Here is a 19,020-nt window from a genome sequence, read left to right as displayed (position 1 = left end):
GTATAACATAAGCATGAAAGCATAATGAAATAACCGGTCATTTTTGTATCAAAACAAACCAGCGCCTTCATTGTGACTAAATATTTAAAAAAACGTTTAACGATACGGCAAATTTTGTTGTCATACTTTAAGAATTTAATATCAGATTGTTAAAATCCAATTTATTAATAGCTCCTATCAGACATTTTAATAAAAAAACACTTTAATTAATATGAAATTGCTATTTTAGCTACCAATTAAGCTGTTGAAACTTACAGCATCATTTAATTAGGTTCAATGTAAATATGGCTAAAAAGAAATCTGACGCCCCACAGCATACTTCCGTTGTAAACGAAACTTCACTCGCGTTTTTTGAAAAATATATTAACAACCCCTCACCTACCGGTTTTGAGTGGAAAGGCCAGGAGCTCTGGCTCGAATATCTGAAGCCTTATATTGATACCCATTACGTTGATAACTATGGCACTGCGGTTGGCATCATCAATCCCAAAGCCGATTACAAAGTAGTTATTGAAGCCCATGCCGACGAAATTTCATGGTTTGTGAACTATATCACTAACGATGGCTTAATATATGTTATCCGCAATGGCGGCTCCGATCATCAGATAGCGCCTTCAAAACGTGTAAATATCCATACCGATAATGGCGTGGTTAAAGCTGTTTTCGGCTGGCCCGCTATCCACACCCGCCTGGGCGGCGATAAGGAAGAAGCCCCTACCCTAAAAAATATCTTTTTAGATTGCGGCTGCACCTCAAAGGAAGAAGTTGAAAAGCTGGGCATCCATGTAGGTTGTGTTATCACCTATGAGGATGAATTTATGGTTCTTAACGACCGCTATTATGTTGGCCGCGCACTTGATAACCGTGCAGGCGGCTTCATGATTGCCGAGGTAGCCCGTTTACTTAAAGAAAACAACGTAAAACTTCCTTTCGGCCTGTATATTGTTAATGCTGTGCAGGAAGAGATAGGCTTACGCGGCGCCGAAATGATAGCGCACAAAATTAAACCTAACGTAGCTATTGTTACCGATGTTACGCATGATACTCAAACGCCAATGATCAACAAAATTACCCAGGGCGACTTAGCCTGCGGTAAAGGCCCCGTTGTATCATATGCGCCGGCAGTACAAAACAACCTGAATAAGCTGCTTATTGAAAGTGCCCAAAAAGCCGGCATACCGTTTCAGCGCCAGGCATCATCACGATCAACCGGTACCGATACAGATGCTTTTGCTTACTCAAACGACGGTGTACCATCAGCGTTGATCTCATTACCACTGCGTTATATGCACACTACTGTAGAGATGATCCACAAAGAAGATGTTGACAACGTGATCCGTTTGATATACGAGTCTCTGCTAAATATTCAGGCCGGTCAGGATTTCAGGTATATCAAATAACAAAAAGTTTATATAGTATATAAAACAATCCGGGCAAAAATCCATTCCCTATAAATATTAATCATAAAACAGCTTTTAAAATAAAATCTCCCAAATACTATCTATGAAACCCACCTTACTGATATTGGCCGCAGGGATGGCCAGCCGTTATGGCAGCATGAAACAAGTTGATGGCTTTGGCCCCAATGGCGAAACAATTATTGATTATTCGATATACGATGCAATAAAAGCTGGCTTTGGTAAAGTTACATTTATCATCCGCGAAGAATTTGTTGATAGCTTTAAGGCTATTTTTGAGCCTAAACTGGCAGGTCGTGTTGAAACAGATTATGTTTTTCAGAGCTTTGACCTTAAGCCATTCGGTATTGATAAAGAAATTGAACGCGCTAAACCATGGGGAACAGCCCATGCAGTGCTTGCTGCACGCAACCAGGTAAACGAGCCTTTTTGCGTGATCAATGCCGATGATTATTATGGTTATGATGCATTTGAAAAAATGGCTAAATTTTTAACCACCGAAGTTAAAGACGATTTGTACTCGCTGGTAGGTTACCAGATTGACCGTACCCTGTCTGACTATGGCTCGGTATCACGCGGTGTTTGTAAAGTTGATGACAATGGCAACATGGTTGAAATTAACGAGCGTACCGAGGTATATTTTAAAGAAGATGGCAGCGTAGCGTACAAGGACGCAACCGGTGAGCACGCACTTCCTAACGATACCCGTGTATCAATGAATTTCTGGGGCTTTACACCGGCTATCTTTAAACAAAGCGAGCAAATGTTTGTAGATTTTGTAGCGGCTAACGAAAACAACCCTAAAGCCGAATTCTTTATTCCACTTGCTGCAGATAAACTGATCAAAGATGGTACAGCTGCATTTAAAGTGATCCCAACCGGCTCAAAATGGTTTGGTGTTACTTATAAAGAAGATAAACCTATCGTTCAAAAAAGCATATCTGACCTGGTAGCTAACGGTGTTTATCCCGAAAAGCTTTGGGAATAAAATACTTGTTCCTCAAACAAAAAAGCTCCCGTTCCAACCGAACGGGAGCTTTTGTTTTTATATGGCTTCCTAAATTAGTCCTGGTAAATAAAGAATGTTTTTTGATCACCATCTTCGTAAACGTGCAGGGTTTTCTTAACCACCTGGTTATTAGTTTTAACTTCCATAATGTAATCGCCATCTTCAAGGTTGGTTAAAACATAGCCTCTTTCAACATCTGTTTTGGTTGATACAACGTCTTTCAGCAAAAGTTCATTTTGTTTGCTGTAAACGCGTACAAATGAACGGCCATTTTCTGATTTTGCAAGCGTTAATTTAACACCGCGGTCGTGGTCAAGGGCTTTAAAGGTAACAACCTCTTTAGCTTTAGGAGTTACATCGGCGGCCTTGGCTGCTGTGGTAGCAAATACACCTGCGCTTAATAAGAAGAATAATGCTGATAATTTTATTGAAGTTTTCATGATTTTGAGCTTTTAAGTATTGTTAATATTTTGTGTTTGTTATTTTCAATGATCAAATGAACAACATTAATTTTAACTGCTAAAAAGTGTTATACCAGCACCGAAAAGATATAGACCAATACCCAAAAGCATTCGGCAAACGCTTAAAACGTACTAATTATCAGCATTTTACAAGTTGGTCGAAAATTACGAGGCGTTGATCGGGCAGGAAAGCGGGTTTGTCGTTTTTGGGGGTGGAAAAGGAAAATCCATGCAACGTTTTGAATGTGGTGTTTAAAGAATCAACAGCTTTTTAATGCCGTACTTTTTAATCTTGCGCAGGTTAGTAACCACAGGTGTTGGGAAGATTTTTTAATTCCCTCCTTGGGGAGGGGTGCGGCAGGGTTGTGGAGTTGCAGGGAGGGGTTTATGCATCATTAAAGTAGATAAGTCTGCCGTCGAAACCCCTCCCTACACCCTCCCAGGGCTACAGTGTGTACACATCTTTTAAATAAAAGAAAATGTCATTTCGATTGAGCAGGGGCGGGCTAAGAAGTGGGGCGAAAGAGAAATCTTCTACATCAGGCTCTACAATCATACTTATAAAAGCAGGGCGTAGAAGATTTCTCCTCACCCCCTGCGCGCGAATTCTCCCACCAGGTTCGTTCGAAATGACATTTTTTTCAATTATTGATAGAATTTAAAAGATGTGTACACACAGTAGCTCCCAGGGGGAGGGAATCGCACAATCCCGAACTTTTTGTTCTTCCCAACGCCTGTGGTTTGTAACGAGCGCAAGCCGATAAAAATCTACGCAACGTTTTCAAAATCCACATTTAACAAAACCAACCCAACCAAACAACGTTGCCTTTAAGTACGCTATCTATCAGGGTACACCACAGGTATGAATTTAGAAATAGCAGGCAACGTACAGGGCTTTAAACAACAGGATGGCGTTTTAATAATTAAAACCTCCGAAGCAGAAGCAAGGGTTTACATTTACAGTCCAACTATTATCAGGGTAAACATCAGTAAAAATTTCAACCCGGATGATGCTTCCTTCGCGGTGATCAGGCAACCGATGGCCGATTTTGAGTTTGATGAATCACCGGCTAATATTGACATTACCACATCGGCCCTGAAGCTCAGCATCCAGAAATCACCTTTGCGGTTCAACTTTTTCACAGCCGGTGGCATTTCACTGAGTGAGGATGACGCGCGCTTTGGCACTAACTGGCAGGGCGAACGTGTAACTTGTTATCGCCGCTTGTTTGAAGGGGAGCGGTTTATTGGTTTGGGCGAAAAAACCGGCAACTTTGACAGGCGTAGCGCGGCCTATGTAAACTGGAACACCGATGCCCCTAACCACACACCCGAGTCCGATCCTCTGTATAAAACCTTCCCGTTCTTTATAAGCCTGCACAGCGGATTAACCTATGGCTTGTTCCTGGACAATACCCATAAAAGCTATTTCGATTTCGGTGCATCTACAGATGAAGAAACAAGCTGGTTTGGTGCTGATGGTGGTGACCTTAATTACTATTTTTTCGGGGCTCAGGGCGTTGCTAAAATCATCGAAGATTATACCTGGCTTACCGGCCGCATGGAAATGCCTCCACTCTGGAGCCTCGGCTACCAGCAATGCCGCTGGAGTTATATGAGTGCTGCTGAGGTGCTGAACATCGCCCAAACCTTCCGCAAAAAACAAATTCCGGCCGATGTAATGTATTGCGATATCGACTACATGGACGATTTCAAGATCTTCACCTGGAACAAAAAAAACTTTCCCAAACCCAAGCAGATGCTTGATAAACTAAAGGCGATGGACTTTAGGCTGGTTACCATTGTTGATCCGGGTATAAAAGTTGAAGAGGGTTACAAAGAATATGATGAAGGCATTGAACGCGATTATTTTGCCAAATATCCCGATGGAGAAAATTATACCGGCTATGTATGGCCGGGCCGTTGTCACTTTCCCGATTTTTTCAGGGAGGATGTTCGCGAGTGGTGGGGTGCAGCTTTCACGGCCCTTACCAATCCCGGTGTTGAAGGTTTCTGGAATGATATGAACGAACCCGCCGCCTGGGGGCAAAATATTCCCTGGATAGTAAAATTTGGTGATAAGTTTATGCCCGAAGTTCGTAATGCCTACGGCATGCAAATGGCCCGCGCAACCTATGATGGCACCCGGAAGATTCTCGGCAATAAACGTCCTTTCGTACTTACCCGAGCCGCCTATTCGGGTACACAGCGCTACTCGGCCGTGTGGACTGGCGATAATACCGGCACCGATGCCCACATGCTTTTAGGGCAACGACTGGTAAATAGTTTGGGGATTACAGGTATGAGTTTTGTCGGGGTTGATATCGGCGGCTTCAGCGGCAACCCTACGCCCGAGCTGATGGTGCGCTGGAACTCACTGGGCACTTATACCCCGATGTTCCGCAATCATGCCATACAGGGCAGCAAAATGCGCGAGCCCTGGGAATGGGGAAAGGATAATGAACGGATCATTAAAAAAGATATCGAACAACGGTATAAACTCCTGCCCTACCTGTACAGCAGCTTTTATCTGTCAACACAAACAGGCATGCCGGTAAGCCGCACATTGGCCATTGAGCACAGCTTTGACGAAAACGTTTTTGATGAGCGTTTTCAAAATGAATTTATGTTTGGCGATGCGATGCTGGTTATCCCCGTTGAGAGCACAAAATTTATGGAAGATGCTTACTTACCCGAAGGTTCATGGTACCGGTTAAGCAGCAATGAATTTTATGAAGGTGAACAGATTGTCAATGTGCCGGCGCCATTAACAGATCTGCCTGTGTTTGTAAAAGCCGGCAGTATTATCCCCATGCAAAGTGTTGTGCAAAGTACCAATGATAAAGGCGATGGATTATTGCAGATCCACATCTGGAATGGAAACGAGGCTAATTGTTTTGTTTATTATGAAGATGATGGTATATCGTACGATTATGAGCGGGGTGTTTATTATAAACGTGTGATCCGTTTTGATCCGGTAAATAAAAGCATCAGTTTATCAGCAGTTGAAGGGGCGTTTAAATCAAGGTTTACGCAGTTGAAATTTGTTTTGCATGGATTTGGGGGAGTTAAGCTGAAAGATGAGGTTGTTGGGAATGAGCGTGGAGAGATTGAAGTAAAGTTATAATTGTCATTTTGAAATTCTTGTGATACTAATTACATTCGGTCAAGTATCATTCAGAATGGCCAATACCTTTTCACAAATCTATCTTCAATTTGTTTTCGCGGTAAAAGACAGATACAATCTCATATCAAAAAATAACAAAGAAGAGTTGCATAAATACATTACGGCCCTAATTCAAAATCGGGGAATAAAATTACTGGCTATTAATTGCATGCCTGATCATATCCACATTTTTGTTGGTTTCAAGCCAAGTCTTTTGATTTCGGATTTTGCAAAAGAAATTAAAGTTGAAAGTAATGAGTTTATCAATAGCAAAGGTTGGGTCAAGGGAAAATTTAAATGGCAGGAAGGTTACGGAGTTTTCTCGTACTCACAATCACATATCGACTCTGTGATAAAATATATTCAAAACCAGGAAATCCATCATCAGAAAAAGACATTCAAGCAAGAATATATAACGTTGTTGGAAAAATTTGAAGTTCCGTTTGAAGAGAGGTATTTATTTGACTTTATTGAGTAGTGATTGCCCCGATCGCATGATTTGTATGACGCAGCAGGAGGCGCCTACGGAGCCAAAACAGCCTGTTATTTTGGCTACAAACATGGTACTCCTCCGGAGTTCTATTTTAATTGGTTTCTCTCATCCTAAAAAAGTTTACCGATTTTGAGATAATCGTGTTATGTATTTATAGTATGTCTCGTCCTAAAAAAAGTTTACATTTTATGAGATAGTCCTGTTATGTATTTACAAGTGTAGTGATGTCCTGTGATACGTTTACAATGTTAGTGTTTTTGCGATAATAGTTCTTCCACAATTTTTGAGGTAGCAAGCTTTTATCATGCACATGTTGGGGCGTTAGCAGACCGATACTGAAGTGTGGCCGGTGTTTGTTATACAACTCGATAGCTCTATCCAGTAATTGTTTTGCTTGTTGCTTATTCTCAGGCCGGTGATGCTTAAGATATTCTTCTTTAAGAATGCCGTTCATTCGTTCAGCAACGGCATTCTCTAATGGGTCACCGTTCTCGGTCATACTGATCTTGATGTATCTGTCCTGTAATAGCTTTACATAGCTTTCTGTGCAATATTGCACTCCCCGGTCCGAGTGATGTATAAGTGCCTCCGGCAATTGTTCAGGCAGGTCTTTTAAAGCCATTTTCAAGGCCTGTATCGTTTCGATCGTTTCTAAGGTATCAGCCAAATGATAGCCAACTACTTTGTGCGAATAAGCGTCCGTTATCAAACTGATGTACAAATGTTCTTCTTTTACTTTCCAGTAGGTGATATCGCTTACCCACAGTTGGTTAGGCCTGACGACCTCCAGGCTGCGTATGATATTCGGCCATCTGTTGAACCGGTGACCCGACCAGGTCGTCACATGCCGCCTGCGGCGTTTCTTTACTAACAGTCCATTAGCTGACAACAGGTCGAACAGTGCATCCCGTCCCATTTTAATGCCATGATCAAGCAAAAAAGGGTGCAGCTTTTCATAAAGCTTCCTGCCACCCATTGCCCGGTGGTCTTGGCGAATGCTGACAACCTCCTGCAATATAAGTGTATCCTCTATTCCAGATGCTTCTTGTTGCCAAAAGTGCTGATAATAGGCCTGACGGGTAATACCAAGTAACCGACATAATCGTACAAGGCTGATCCTTGTATACATGTCTTTCATCTCATGGATCACTTGGTATCCGACTTTTTTCGGATAGGAATATTAAGATCACGTTCAGCAATCTCGATCATACGCTTGTACATTTCACTGCGAAGCTGCTCATCTTCAAGCTGACGTTCGAGTTCTTTGATGCGTTGTTGTTCTTGCGACAAGGCACCTGTAGGCGGATCTTTATGGGGCTTCTTTGCGGGCAAGGATAGTGGTTTTACTGATGACAAATATCTGTCTTTTTCCGAAACTTCTGCATAACCTAACTTCTGCATCCAACGCGTTATGCCACTATGTATCTTGATATCATATTTCCTCAACAACGCCTTTTGACTAACACTGCCAGCCAAATACTCTTTGATAACTGAATGCTTAAATTCAAGTGAATAATGTCCTTTTCCATCAATAATGATCTTTTCCATGTAGTTTATTTTTGTGTAAACTCATTTCAGGACAAGACAGTATGCATACTTTTTTAAACTCCGTAGGAGTAACATGTTTATAGTCGGTTCAAAAAGGCGGCTTATGGCTCCGTAGGCGCCTCCTATATTCGCTATCACCACGCTTCCTACTCCACAAAAAAAGCCCGGTCTGGAATTAACCAAACCGGGCTTCTGTTATAAAACAAAATTAATTATTTCACTTCTTCAAAATCAACATCTGTTACAGTGTCAGAGTTGTCTTGCGGAGCTCCGGCATCGCCAGCTGGTGCACCTTGAGCACCTTCGGCAGAAGCTTTGTACATATCTTCAGATGCAGCAGTCCAGGCAGTGTTAAGCTCGGTTTGTGCAACGTCGATAGCATCAAAGTCTTTAGCTGAATAAGCTTCCTTCAATTTAGCTAAACCAGCTTCGATAGGTGCTTTTTTATCAGCAGGAACCTTATCGCCATACTCTTTCAGTTGTTTTTCAGTCGAGAAGATCAGGGCATCGGCAGCATTCAGTTTTTCAACTTCTTCTTTTGCCTTTTTGTCAGCATCAGCGTTTGCTTCAGCTTCGTCCTTCATCTTTTTGATCTCAGCATCAGTTAAGCCTGAAGAAGCTTCGATACGGATCTTTTGCTCTTTACCTGTAGCTTTATCTTTTGCAGATACATGCAGGATACCGTTAGCGTCGATATCGAAAGTAACTTCAATTTGTGGTACACCGCGAGGTGCAGGTGGGATACCATCCAGGTGGAAACGACCTATAGTACGGTTACCCGCAGCCATTGGGCGCTCACCCTGTAATATGTGGATCTCAACTGAAGGCTGGCTGTCGCTGGCGGTTGAGAAAGTTTCAGATTTTTTAGTAGGGATAGTAGTGTTTGACTCAATCAGTTTGGTCATTACACCACCCATGGTTTCGATACCTAATGAAAGTGGGGTAACGTCAAGCAGCAACACATCCTTAACCTCACCGGTTAATACACCACCCTGGATAGCAGCACCAATGGCCACAACCTCATCAGGGTTAACACCTTTTGAAGGAGCTTTACCAAAGAATTTTTGTACAGCTTCCTGGATAGCAGGGATACGGGTTGAACCACCTACCAAAATCACTTCGTCGATATCAGAAGTGCTTAAACCGGCATTTTTCAAAGCAGATTTACAAGGCTCAATAGTACGTTTAATCAGGTTATCTGCCAGTTGCTCAAATTTAGCACGGGTTAAAGTTTTAACCAGGTGCTTAGGCATGCCATCAGCAGCGGTGATGTATGGCAGGTTAATTTCAGTTTGTGCTGAGCTTGATAATTCAATTTTAGCTTTCTCGGCCGATTCTTTTAAACGTTGTAAAGCCATTGGGTCTTTACGCAGGTCAATACCTTCGTCGCTTTTAAATTCTTCTGCCAGCCAGTCAATAATTACCTGGTCAAAGTCGTCACCACCTAAGTGAGTATCACCATCGGTTGATTTTACTTCAAAAACGCCGTCGCCCAACTCCAGGATAGATACGTCATGCGTACCACCACCGCAGTCAAACACAGCAATTTTCATATCCTTGTGCGCTTTATCAAAGCCGTAAGCTAAGGCAGCAGCAGTAGGTTCGTTAATGATACGGCGTACTTTTAAACCGGCAATTTCACCGGCTTCTTTAGTAGCCTGGCGCTGAGCATCGTTAAAGTAAGCAGGAACGGTAATAACTGCTTCAGTTACTTCAGTACCTAAGAAATCTTCGGCAGTTTTCTTCATTTTCTGAAGGATCATTGCAGAAATTTCTTGCGGGGTATATTTACGGTCGCCAATTTCAACACGAGGGGTGTTGTTGTCACCTTTAACTACTTTATAAGGTACACGTGCCGCTTCACTTGTAACTTCACTAAACTGGTTACCCATAAAGCGTTTGATTGACGAAATGGTTTTTGTTGGGTTTGTGATAGCCTGACGTTTTGCAGGATCACCAACTTTACGTTCGCCATTATCAATAAAAGCTACTACAGACGGCGTAGTACGTTTACCCTCGCTGTTAGCTATAACTACAGGCTCGTTACCTTCCATTACAGCAACGCAGGAGTTTGTTGTTCCTAAGTCGATTCCAATTATTTTAGACATATATGATTGTTTTTTCTTTTTGATTTATTGTTTACTTACCACTGCTGTTTATCAATGCCTGTGCCAATATGCCAATGGCAGTAAAAATTGCCTGTAATTGTCAGTTCATGAACAAGGCGGCAGGATACCTTACTTTGTGATGACAGGTTGGCAGGATCTTTTGAGGTTAAAGGCGAAAGGTTAAAGGCAAAAGGTTGTTATCAGGCTTGCTAATTGTCAGTATTTCGCTTAACTTAAAACCCGCAATTATAAGCAACGATTATGAAATATATCAGAGAGGGAAATAACAGGTATGGAACAGTGCTTTACACTATCGACGATAGTTATGTTAGAAAAGGACGGGGCCGGTTCGGGGATATTCTATATACCATTGATGGCAAAGTGGTAAAAAAAGGCCGGGGAATGTTTGGCGATGTGGTTTGTAACATTGATAACAATATGATCAGGAAAGGCCGGAGCCTCTTTGGCGATATACTATACAATATCGACGGCAAATTTGTGCGGGAAGGCCGCAGCCGGATTGGGGATATCAAGTTTTATATTGATGAGTGATGGTCCTTTGCTACAATACTTCCTGGCAACAAATCGATAATTGTCTTTCAAAATTTAATTTAATAAAGCGTAAATTTGAGTATGGAGACATTAATTATACAGCCAAAAGATAAAGAGCAGTTGGCAGCATTAAAAGCTGTTATGAAAGCTCTTAAGATTGATTACAAAACCGAAAAAGATTCAAAAAATTATAATGCCGATTTTGTAATCAAAATAAAACAAAGTGAAGACGATTTAAAGGCAGGCAGAACTACGCAAATAAACCCTGCCGATATATGGAACTTGTAATAACCGATACGGCTAAGGAAGACATCAGGTTTTTCTTAAAAAGCGGACAAACATCCATAGTAAAGAAAATCGAAAAGTTACTTGTTTCCATACAATCATCTCCATTTATCGGCATAGGTAAGCCTGAGCCATTAAAATATGAATTTTCGGGTAAATGGTCAAGGCGAATCGACAATCAACATCGTATCATTTACGAAGTAATCGAGAATAACATAATTATATATTCTGTAAAAGGCCATTATAACTAATATATTCACCTGCCTTTGCAGATATTGCCATCCGTACTTTCCAGGTACAGCGGGCACTTGAATTTTCTATAAGTAGCATTAAAGAAAACTATGTTCAGCCTGACCAACAAAACGAAGAATAGCAATATCCTGATGGGCGTTCCCGTTAGCTAACGGGCCGGGCTATCCGCTCATACGCCTGCAGGCATTACGCTCTTGGCCGGTATCCGCTACTAACGCACTCCGCGTTTTATAACTTACTACAGGTTCCTAATTAAAATCCTTACTTTTATATTAACAAAACAAAACGCCTCTGTTACTTAACACACTTAACAGGCTAATCTCATTGCCTGGAATTGCATAACAAACAGCCATAGCACACCGGCTGTACATTCACTTTAAAAAAGCGAACTGGTTTCTTATTGTTATTTAAATTCCAAACATCCAATAAATTCCAAACATCCAATGTTTTTTATCCAATCACAACGGTTAAAGATGATACCGTTAACACACGCACAATTATTATTGCTCAAACAAGACCGCAGGCTACTGGAAGCAGCGTTGGGTTTAAACCCTTCAGCTATGCTGATCGATCCGCTGTATATCAAAGAAATTGATGATGCCTTCGATAATTTCTGGCTGCCCAATACGCTCTCCTTTCCTGATAAATATCTTTGGTATACCGGCTGGGAAATTGTTCTTAAAAGCAGCAACACCGTTATCGGCGGCATGGGCTTTGCCGGCTATCCCAACTCCGATGGAGAAGCAGAAATAGGTTACATGATCGATGCAAACCAGCATAACAAAGGCTATGCTACCGAAGCTTTGCAGTTGCTTTCGCAATGGGCATTTACGCATGAATTTGTGAAAGCTATCATAGTGAACACCTATGCCGATAACCTGCCATCAAAAAGGATCCTGGATAAATGTGGGTTTAGTTTGATGAGGGAAGCAGAAGGTTTATTGACCTATCGTCTGAAAAAAAACCAATAGGGTCAATATGAGGAGGAGCAGCGGGGCGGATAAGAGCCCTGGAGCAACGTGGCAATCGCGGGTGGTGCACCCGCCCTGTATAGCATGCCATTGCCACGCTACACTCGTGACATCATATAAAACCATTAAACAAAAGCGGCCCACTCAATTGAGTGGGCCGCTTTCAGTATTTGTAAAGTGAATAATTAAATTATTCGCCTTTTTCAGCGTTTTCTTCGTTTTCAGAAGGTGCAGGTGCTTCAGCAGCTGGTTCTTCTTTAACGTCTTCAACTACTACAGCTTCTTCTGCAGCTACGGGAGCAGCAGTTTTAGCTTTTGCACCGGAACCACCACGACGACGGGTTGATTTCTTAGCAGGAGCAGCAGCGTCAGCACCGTAAACAGTGTTGTAATCAACAAGCTCGATGATTGCCATTTCAGCGTTATCGCCTAAACGGTTTTCTAACTTGATGATACGGGTATAACCACCCGGACGGTTAGCAATCTTTTCTGCGATTTCGCGGAAAACGATTGAAGTAGCGTCTTTATCCTGCAGGTAGCTAAACACTGTACGACGAGAGTGTGTAGTATCGTTTTTTGATTTTGTTAAAAGTGGCTCAACATAACCGCGTAAAACTTTTGCTTTTGCTAATGTTGTAGTAATACGCTTGTGTAAAATAAGCGAAGATGCCATGTTAGCCAGCATCGCTTTGCGGTGGCTGGTAGTACGGCCTAAGTGATTGTTTTTGTTTCCGTGTCTCATTGTTTTATTTATTTCACGTGCATACCGTTGGGCGATTGGCTCAAGCCCTCGGAATTATGCTTTCGCTTAAATGTTTGTAACAAGAACCAAGAGTCAAGAAATCAAGAGGCAAGATCTAAAATCTATCTTGCCTCTTGCTTCTCACAGTCTTGCTTCTTTTTTTATTCTTCGTCTAACTTAAATTTAGACAGGTTCATACCAAAAGATAAACCTTTTGATTTAACCAGGTCCTGGATTTCAGTTAACGATTTTTTACCAAAGTTCCTGAATTTTAACATGTCAGCAACATCGTACGATACTAAGTCGGCCAGGCTACGGATATCCGCAGCTTTAAGGCAGTTAAGGGCACGTACAGAAAGGTCAAGATCAACCAGTTCGGTTTTAAGGATCTTGCGCATGTGCAGGATCTCTTCGTCAACTTCTTTGGTTTCTTCTTTAGCCTGTGCTTCAAGCATCATGTTTTCATCGCTGAACAGCATAAAGTGCTGGATCAGGATCTTAGCTGCTTCTTTCAAAGCATCTTCAGGATGGATAGAACCATCGGTAGCAATATCCAGTACTAATTTTTCATAGTCGGTTTTTTGCTCAACACGATAGTTTTCGATGGTATATTTTACGTTTTTGATCGGCGTATAGATCGAGTCGATAGCTATAACACCTACGTTAGCGTCAGGATTCTTATTTTCCTCGCTTGGTACGTAACCACGGCCTTTGCCAACAGTAAGCTCAACTTCAAGCGTTACAGCCGGGTCCATATTGCAAAGTACCAAATCAGGATTTAATACAGTAAAGTTGTTAGAGAATTTGGTGATATCTCCTGCTCTAAATGCATCCTGGCCATTTACAATAACAAATATTTTCTCGCTGTCGCCAGATTCACCTGTTTTCTTAAAACGAACTTGTTTAAGGTTCAGGATGATCTCGGTTACGTCTTCAACAACACCTTTGATGGTCGAAAATTCATGCGTTACTCCCGAAAAACGTACAGAAGTAATTGCATAACCCTCAAGTGATGAAAGTAAGATACGACGCAGAGCATTACCAATGGTTACACCAAAGCCTGGTTCTAACGGACGAAATTCAAACGTACCATCAAAATCATTTGCTTTTTGCATGATAACCTTGTCTGGTTTTTGAAATGCTAAAATTGCCATTTATATCCTTTATTTATTGTTTACTAATTAATAGATCTGAGATTTGAGATATTAGATTTAAGACATTTTGCACGCCTGTATTCAACTATCTGGTACCTAAGAACATTCTTATAATTGATTTGTTTACGTATGTAACCAGAAATGAGATTTGAGAACAAGTCCCAAATCTCACATCTAATATCCAATATCTTATTATTTTGAGTACAACTCGACGATCAGGTTTTCCTTGATGTTTTCAGGGATCTCATCGCGGTTAGGATAGTTAAGGAATTTACCTGTTAAGGCACTTGCATCCCACTCTAACCAGCTGTATTTGTTGATTCTTCTTCCGGCTACTGAAGTAGTGATAGCTTCTAATGATTTAGATTTTTCACGTACTGCAACCACGTCACCAGCTTTCAATGCATATGAAGCGATGTTTACAACAGCACCGTTAACAGTGATGTGTTTGTGGTTAACCAATTGACGTGCTGCCGAACGTGTAGGAGCAATTCCTAAACGGAAAACAGCGTTGTCTAAACGTGCTTCCAGGAATTTCAACAGGTTTTCGCCTGTGATACCTTCTTTAGCAGAAGCGCGGTGAAATAAGTTTTCGAACTGACGTTCCAATACACCGTAAGTGTATTTAACTTTTTGTTTCTCTTGCAACTGAGTTGAATACTCTGATTGCTTTCCACGGCGTTTTGACGCGCCATGTTGGCCCGGTGGATAGTTTTTACGATCTAACGCTTTGTCCGGACCGAAGATCGGCTCACGGAAACGACGGGCAATTTTGGATTTTGGTCCTGTATATCTGGCCATTTTTGTGTGTTCTTAAAGTATCATGCAGCCTGCAGCTGCCGAATCTTAGCTTTAAAAAATATGTTAATTAAACTCTTCTTCTTTTTGAAGGACGGCAACCGTTGTGCGGAAGCGGTGTAATATCTTTAATCGTAGTTACTTCGATACCTGCAGTTTGCAAAGTACGGATAGCAGATTCACGACCGGCACCAGGGCCTTTTACAAATACTTCAACTTTACGCAAGCCTAAGTCATAAGCAACTTTACCGCAATCGGCAGCAGCTTGTGAAGCAGCGTAAGGAGTATTCTTTTTTGAACCTTTGAAACCCATTTTACCAGCTGATGACCATGAAACTGCCTGGCCGGTTTTGTTGGTAAGGGTGATGATGATGTTGTTGAAAGTAGCATTGATGTGTGCTTCGCCAACCGGCTCAACAATCACAATGCGTTTCTTGGTTACTTTTTTAGCTTTAGCCATTTTTTTAATTTTTGAATTAATGAATTACTGAATTAGCGAATAATCCGGACCCATTAATTATACTGTAAAATGAGGTAATCCTAATGATCTGCGAAGCGACAACTACTCACCGCCCACCAATCACTATTCACTTACTATTTAGTAGCTTTTTTCTTGTTAGCAACTGTTTTACGTTTTCCTTTACGGGTACGTGAGTTGTTTTTAGTACGCTGACCACGTAATGGTAAACCTTTACGGTGACGTGTACCACGGTAACAACCAATATCCATCAAACGTTTAATGTTAAGCTGCACTTCTGAACGTAATGCACCTTCAACCTTAATCTGGTCGTTAATAATTCCGCGTATAGAAGATAATTGCTCATCGGTCCAGTCTTGTACTTTGATGTTAAAATCAATACCAGCCTCAGTCAAAATTCTTTGAGCTGTTGAGCGGCCAATACCGAAAATGTAAGTAAGTCCGATTTCTCCTCTTTTATTCTTTGGTAAATCAATACCTGATATCCTTGCCATATTTCTTGTAATTTATTGAGTTATCGAATTATTGAATTATCGAATCGCTATCATCAGTAATTCAATCATTCTCCAATTCAGTAATTGTTCTTAGCCCTGGCGTTGTTTAAACTTCGGGTTCTTCTTGTTAATAACGTAAAGTTTCCCGTTACGGCGGATGATCTTGCAATCAGCGCTGCGCTTTTTGATGGATGCTCTAACTTTCATCTTTTTATTTATATCTATAGGTTATTCTACCCTTTGTTAAATCATATGGACTCATTTCCAGTTTCACCCTGTCGCCAGGAAGAATTTTAATGTAGTGCATACGCATTTTGCCCGATATGTGCGCTATAATCTCATGACCATTTTCAAGTTCAACTCTGAACATTGCATTTGACAATGCCTCTCTAATTGTACCGTCTTGCTCAATCGAAGATTGTTTAGCCATATTTTGTTGATTATTACTTAATTATCCGCCCTAAAACCGGGATGCAAAATTAATAAAAAATTATTTAATTATTATTTTTTTCTTTTAAAACATTTTCTACGTAATCAAACGTCGATAAAATGTCTGGTGTACCTTTGCGTACTGCTACTGTATGCTCGTAATGTGCCGAAGGTTTCTTGTCGGATGTTGAAACTGTCCAGCCATCATCCCAAAACTTAACACCGGCACGGCCGGCATTGATCATGGGCTCAATGGCTATAACCATCCCTTCTTCCAGTTTGATACCGGCACCGCGTTTGCCATAGTTAGGTACTTCGGGCTTTTCGTGCAGTTTTAACCCTACACCATGGCCCACCAGCTCCTTTACTACACCAAAGCCGTTCTTTTCGGCATGTTCCTGTACCGCGTATCCTATATCACCTATACGCATCCCTACAACCGCTTTTTCAACACCCAGCTTTAAGCATTCCTGCGTAACACGCATCAGCTTTTTAACCTGGTCGCTTACTTCGCCAATGGCAAAGGTATAAGCCGAATCGCCGTAGTATTTATTTAAAACAACACCGCAATCAACCGATACCAGGTCGCCTTCAGTTAAAACATGCGATCCGGGGAAACCGTGTACAACCTGGTCATTCAGCGAAATACACAGTGAGTAAGGAAATCCGTGATAGTTTAAAAAGGCAGGAACCCCGCCGTTGTCCCGTATAAAGGTTTCGGCAAGTTTATCCAGTTCAATTGTTTTAACACCCGGAGCAATAACCTTAGCTATCTCTCCGAGTGTTTTTGAAACAAGTAAAGAACTTTCTCTTATGAGTTCTATCTCTTCGACAGACTTATAATTGATTTTTGACATTACTAATTAAATCGCTGTCGGACTGGTACCGGCAGCGGCAGGCATAGCTGTACGTCCCTTAATCCGTCCGGTTTTCATTAAACCATCATAATGGCGCATCAACAGGTGACTTTCTATTTGCTGTAATGTATCCAGCACAACACCCACCAGGATGATCAGCGATGTACCGCCGAAGAACCTTGCAAATATTGGAGATACACCAACCAAACTGGCCAATGCCGGGATGATTGCTATAATAGCCAGGAATACTGATCCTGGTAAAGTTATCTTTGAAATTACACCATCAATAAACTCGGCAGTAGTACGGCCTGGTTTGATGCCCGGGATAAAACCACCGTTCTTCTTCATATCATCGGCCATTTGGTTAGGATTAACCGTAATAGCCGTATAGAAGTAAGTGAACAGGATGATCAGGATCCCAAACAACAGGTTATGCTCCCATGAGTTATAGTTAGCTAAAGCTATCAATATACCGTTTGATGATACATTAGGGAAAAACTGCGATACTGTTTGCGGGATAAACATCAATGCCTGCGCAAAGATGATTGGCATTACACCGGCAGCATTTACCTTTAAAGGTATGTACTGGCGCACACCGCCATATTGTTTGTTACCCACAATACGTTTAGCGTACTGTACCGAAATTTTACGTGTTCCCTGTACTATCAGTATAGTGAACATTACCACACCAATAAGACCTACGATCTCCACAATGAAAGCGATCAAACCACCGGCACCGCCATTACGCGAAATGAACTCGGTTGTAAAAGCGCCTGGTAACTGAGCAATGATACCCACCATAATGATGAGCGATATACCATTACCGATACCTTTATCCGTGATCTTTTCACCTAACCACATTACAAATAATGTACCTGCCGTTAACACGAAAGTGTTAAGGAAGATGAAGGTGAAAGGATCGGCAATAGTCCTTGCATCGGCAGCAACCTGCGATTTAAGGTAACCTATAGCCTGTAAAAAGGTAATACCTATGGTTAGGTAGCGGGTCCATTGGTTAAGCTTGTTGCGTCCGCTTTCACCTTCTTTTTGCAATTTGGTAAAATACGGAACGGCAATACCCAGCAGTTGCACCACAATTGAAGCCGAAATGTAAGGCATAACACCTAACGCGAAAATAGAGGAACGTGAAAACGATCCTCCTGCAAACATATTCAGCAATCCTACTAATCCTTCTGCCTTTTGGGTTGATGCTACCGCAGCGTTAACGCCCGGTAAAACCACGAATGAGCCTACACGATATATTAAAAGAAATAAGAGTGTGTTAATAATACGCACTCTCAGATCTTCGATTTTCCAGATATTGGATAATGTGGTGAAAAATTTCTTCATCGAAATTATAACTTAACTATGGTACCACCTGCAGCTTCAATAGCTTTTTGAGCTGTAGCAGTAAATGCATGTGCTTTAACTTCTAATTTGGCAGTAAGCTCACCACGGCCCAGGATCTTAACCAGGTCGTTACGTGATACCAAACCGTGCTCTTTCAAAGTATCAAAATCAACAGCAGTAAGCGAAAATTTTGTTACTAATTCCTGAAGTACGTCAAGGTTTACACCTGTGTACTCAACACGGTTAGGGTTTTTAAAGCCTACCTTAGGCACACGGCGCTGTAAAGGCATCTGACCGCCTTCAAAGCCTACCTTGGTGCTGGTACCTGAACGTGAACCGGCGCCTTTGTGGCCACGGGTTGACGTACCGCCACGGCCAGAACCTGTACCACGGCCAATTCTTTTTCTATTTTTGGTTGAACCTTCTGCAGGTTTTAAATTACTTAAATTCATGAT

Annotated in this window: 22 protein-coding genes; 8 read left to right on the top strand and 14 right to left on the bottom strand. The window is 41.6% G+C overall.

The window, feature by feature from the left end; all coding sequences use genetic code 11:
- The first annotated feature begins 284 nt into the window (after positions 1-284).
- Together SNE26_RS28880 and SNE26_RS28875 are read left to right on the top strand one after the other, a co-directional pair.
- On the top strand, positions 285-1,400 hold the full coding sequence (locus SNE26_RS28880; RefSeq protein WP_090534250.1) for a M42 family metallopeptidase: 1,116 nt from the start codon (positions 285-287) through the stop codon (positions 1,398-1,400).
- A 103-nt stretch (positions 1,401-1,503) separates the two neighbouring features.
- Positions 1,504-2,406: a sugar phosphate nucleotidyltransferase gene (locus SNE26_RS28875; RefSeq protein WP_321557264.1), complete on the top strand. Its 903-nt coding sequence runs from the start codon at positions 1,504-1,506 to the stop codon at positions 2,404-2,406.
- A gap of 74 nt (positions 2,407-2,480) precedes the next feature.
- On the opposite strand, the gene SNE26_RS28870 is transcribed toward SNE26_RS28875, so the two are convergent.
- Positions 2,481-2,867, bottom strand: a complete 387-nt coding sequence (locus SNE26_RS28870) for a hypothetical protein (protein WP_090534246.1) — start codon at positions 2,865-2,867, stop codon at positions 2,481-2,483.
- An 883-nt stretch (positions 2,868-3,750) separates the two neighbouring features.
- On the opposite strand from SNE26_RS28870, the gene SNE26_RS28865 reads away from it, so the two are divergent.
- Positions 3,751-6,015 (top strand): glycoside hydrolase family 31 protein, encoded by a 2,265-nt coding sequence (locus SNE26_RS28865; protein WP_321557263.1) that lies wholly within the window; start codon positions 3,751-3,753, stop codon positions 6,013-6,015.
- Positions 6,016-6,070: 55 nt separating this feature from the next.
- The gene (gene tnpA / locus SNE26_RS28860; RefSeq protein WP_321557262.1) at positions 6,071-6,532 is read left to right on the top strand and encodes an IS200/IS605 family transposase; all 462 of its coding nucleotides are present in this window, start codon (positions 6,071-6,073) and stop codon (positions 6,530-6,532) included.
- A 217-nt stretch (positions 6,533-6,749) separates the two neighbouring features.
- On the opposite strand, the gene SNE26_RS28855 is transcribed toward tnpA, so the two are convergent.
- From SNE26_RS28855 to dnaK, 3 genes are all read right to left on the bottom strand, one after another.
- Positions 6,750-7,685, bottom strand: coding sequence for an IS3 family transposase (locus SNE26_RS28855; protein WP_321554647.1), 936 nt, complete (start codon positions 7,683-7,685; stop codon positions 6,750-6,752).
- Positions 7,686-7,693: 8 nt separating this feature from the next.
- A complete protein-coding gene (locus tag SNE26_RS28850) occupies positions 7,694-8,095 on the bottom strand; it encodes a hypothetical protein (protein WP_321555051.1) in 402 nt (133 codons plus the stop codon).
- Positions 8,096-8,307: 212 nt separating this feature from the next.
- Positions 8,308-10,203: a molecular chaperone DnaK gene (gene dnaK, locus SNE26_RS28845; RefSeq protein WP_321557261.1), complete on the bottom strand. Its 1,896-nt coding sequence runs from the start codon at positions 10,201-10,203 to the stop codon at positions 8,308-8,310.
- Positions 10,204-10,464: 261 nt separating this feature from the next.
- Between dnaK and SNE26_RS28840 the strand changes: the two genes are divergently transcribed.
- From SNE26_RS28840 to SNE26_RS28825, 4 genes are all read left to right on the top strand, one after another.
- On the top strand, positions 10,465-10,755 hold the full coding sequence (locus tag SNE26_RS28840; protein ID WP_321557260.1) for a hypothetical protein: 291 nt from the start codon (positions 10,465-10,467) through the stop codon (positions 10,753-10,755).
- 81 nt (positions 10,756-10,836) lie between these two features.
- Complete coding sequence (locus tag SNE26_RS28835; RefSeq protein ID WP_321557259.1) at positions 10,837-11,043, top strand: DUF2683 family protein; 207 nt, start codon at positions 10,837-10,839, stop codon at positions 11,041-11,043.
- A complete protein-coding gene (locus SNE26_RS28830) occupies positions 11,031-11,291 on the top strand; it encodes a Txe/YoeB family addiction module toxin (protein WP_321557258.1) in 261 nt (86 codons plus the stop codon). The genes SNE26_RS28835 and SNE26_RS28830 overlap by 13 nt, the downstream gene beginning before the upstream one ends.
- A 474-nt stretch (positions 11,292-11,765) precedes the next feature.
- Complete coding sequence (locus SNE26_RS28825) at positions 11,766-12,263, top strand: GNAT family N-acetyltransferase (protein ID WP_321557257.1); 498 nt, start codon at positions 11,766-11,768, stop codon at positions 12,261-12,263.
- Positions 12,264-12,453: 190 nt separating this feature from the next.
- Here SNE26_RS28825 and rplQ read toward each other — a convergent pair whose 3' ends face one another.
- The 10 genes from rplQ to rplO form a co-directional block, all read right to left on the bottom strand.
- Complete coding sequence (rplQ, locus tag SNE26_RS28820; RefSeq protein ID WP_176627929.1) at positions 12,454-13,005, bottom strand: 50S ribosomal protein L17; 552 nt, start codon at positions 13,003-13,005, stop codon at positions 12,454-12,456.
- 161 nt (positions 13,006-13,166) lie between these two features.
- On the bottom strand, positions 13,167-14,159 hold the full coding sequence (locus SNE26_RS28815) for a DNA-directed RNA polymerase subunit alpha (protein WP_321557256.1): 993 nt from the start codon (positions 14,157-14,159) through the stop codon (positions 13,167-13,169).
- Between the two features lie 192 nt (positions 14,160-14,351).
- On the bottom strand, positions 14,352-14,960 hold the full coding sequence (rpsD, locus tag SNE26_RS28810; RefSeq protein ID WP_321557255.1) for a 30S ribosomal protein S4: 609 nt from the start codon (positions 14,958-14,960) through the stop codon (positions 14,352-14,354).
- A 67-nt stretch (positions 14,961-15,027) separates the two neighbouring features.
- Positions 15,028-15,417, bottom strand: coding sequence for a 30S ribosomal protein S11 (rpsK, locus tag SNE26_RS28805; RefSeq protein WP_090529224.1), 390 nt, complete (start codon positions 15,415-15,417; stop codon positions 15,028-15,030).
- A gap of 134 nt (positions 15,418-15,551) precedes the next feature.
- On the bottom strand, positions 15,552-15,929 hold the full coding sequence (gene rpsM, locus SNE26_RS28800) for a 30S ribosomal protein S13 (protein ID WP_090529226.1): 378 nt from the start codon (positions 15,927-15,929) through the stop codon (positions 15,552-15,554).
- A gap of 90 nt (positions 15,930-16,019) precedes the next feature.
- Positions 16,020-16,136, bottom strand: coding sequence for a type B 50S ribosomal protein L36 (gene ykgO / locus SNE26_RS28795; RefSeq protein WP_022833269.1), 117 nt, complete (start codon positions 16,134-16,136; stop codon positions 16,020-16,022).
- Positions 16,137-16,140: 4 nt separating this feature from the next.
- Positions 16,141-16,359, bottom strand: a complete 219-nt coding sequence (gene infA / locus SNE26_RS28790; RefSeq protein ID WP_022833270.1) for a translation initiation factor IF-1 — start codon at positions 16,357-16,359, stop codon at positions 16,141-16,143.
- A 64-nt stretch (positions 16,360-16,423) separates the two neighbouring features.
- Complete coding sequence (gene map, locus SNE26_RS28785; RefSeq protein WP_121233547.1) at positions 16,424-17,215, bottom strand: type I methionyl aminopeptidase; 792 nt, start codon at positions 17,213-17,215, stop codon at positions 16,424-16,426.
- Between the two features lie 6 nt (positions 17,216-17,221).
- Positions 17,222-18,565, bottom strand: coding sequence for a preprotein translocase subunit SecY (gene secY / locus SNE26_RS28780; RefSeq protein WP_321557254.1), 1,344 nt, complete (start codon positions 18,563-18,565; stop codon positions 17,222-17,224).
- A 5-nt stretch (positions 18,566-18,570) separates the two neighbouring features.
- Entirely contained in the window at positions 18,571-19,017 is a 447-nt protein-coding gene (rplO, locus tag SNE26_RS28775; protein WP_090529235.1) for a 50S ribosomal protein L15, read from the bottom strand.
- Between the last annotated feature and the right edge of the window lie 3 nt (positions 19,018-19,020).

Source organism: Mucilaginibacter sp. cycad4 (assembly GCF_034263275.1).
Lineage (GTDB): Bacteria > Bacteroidota > Bacteroidia > Sphingobacteriales > Sphingobacteriaceae > Mucilaginibacter.
This window is presented reverse-complemented; position numbering and strand designations above follow the sequence as displayed.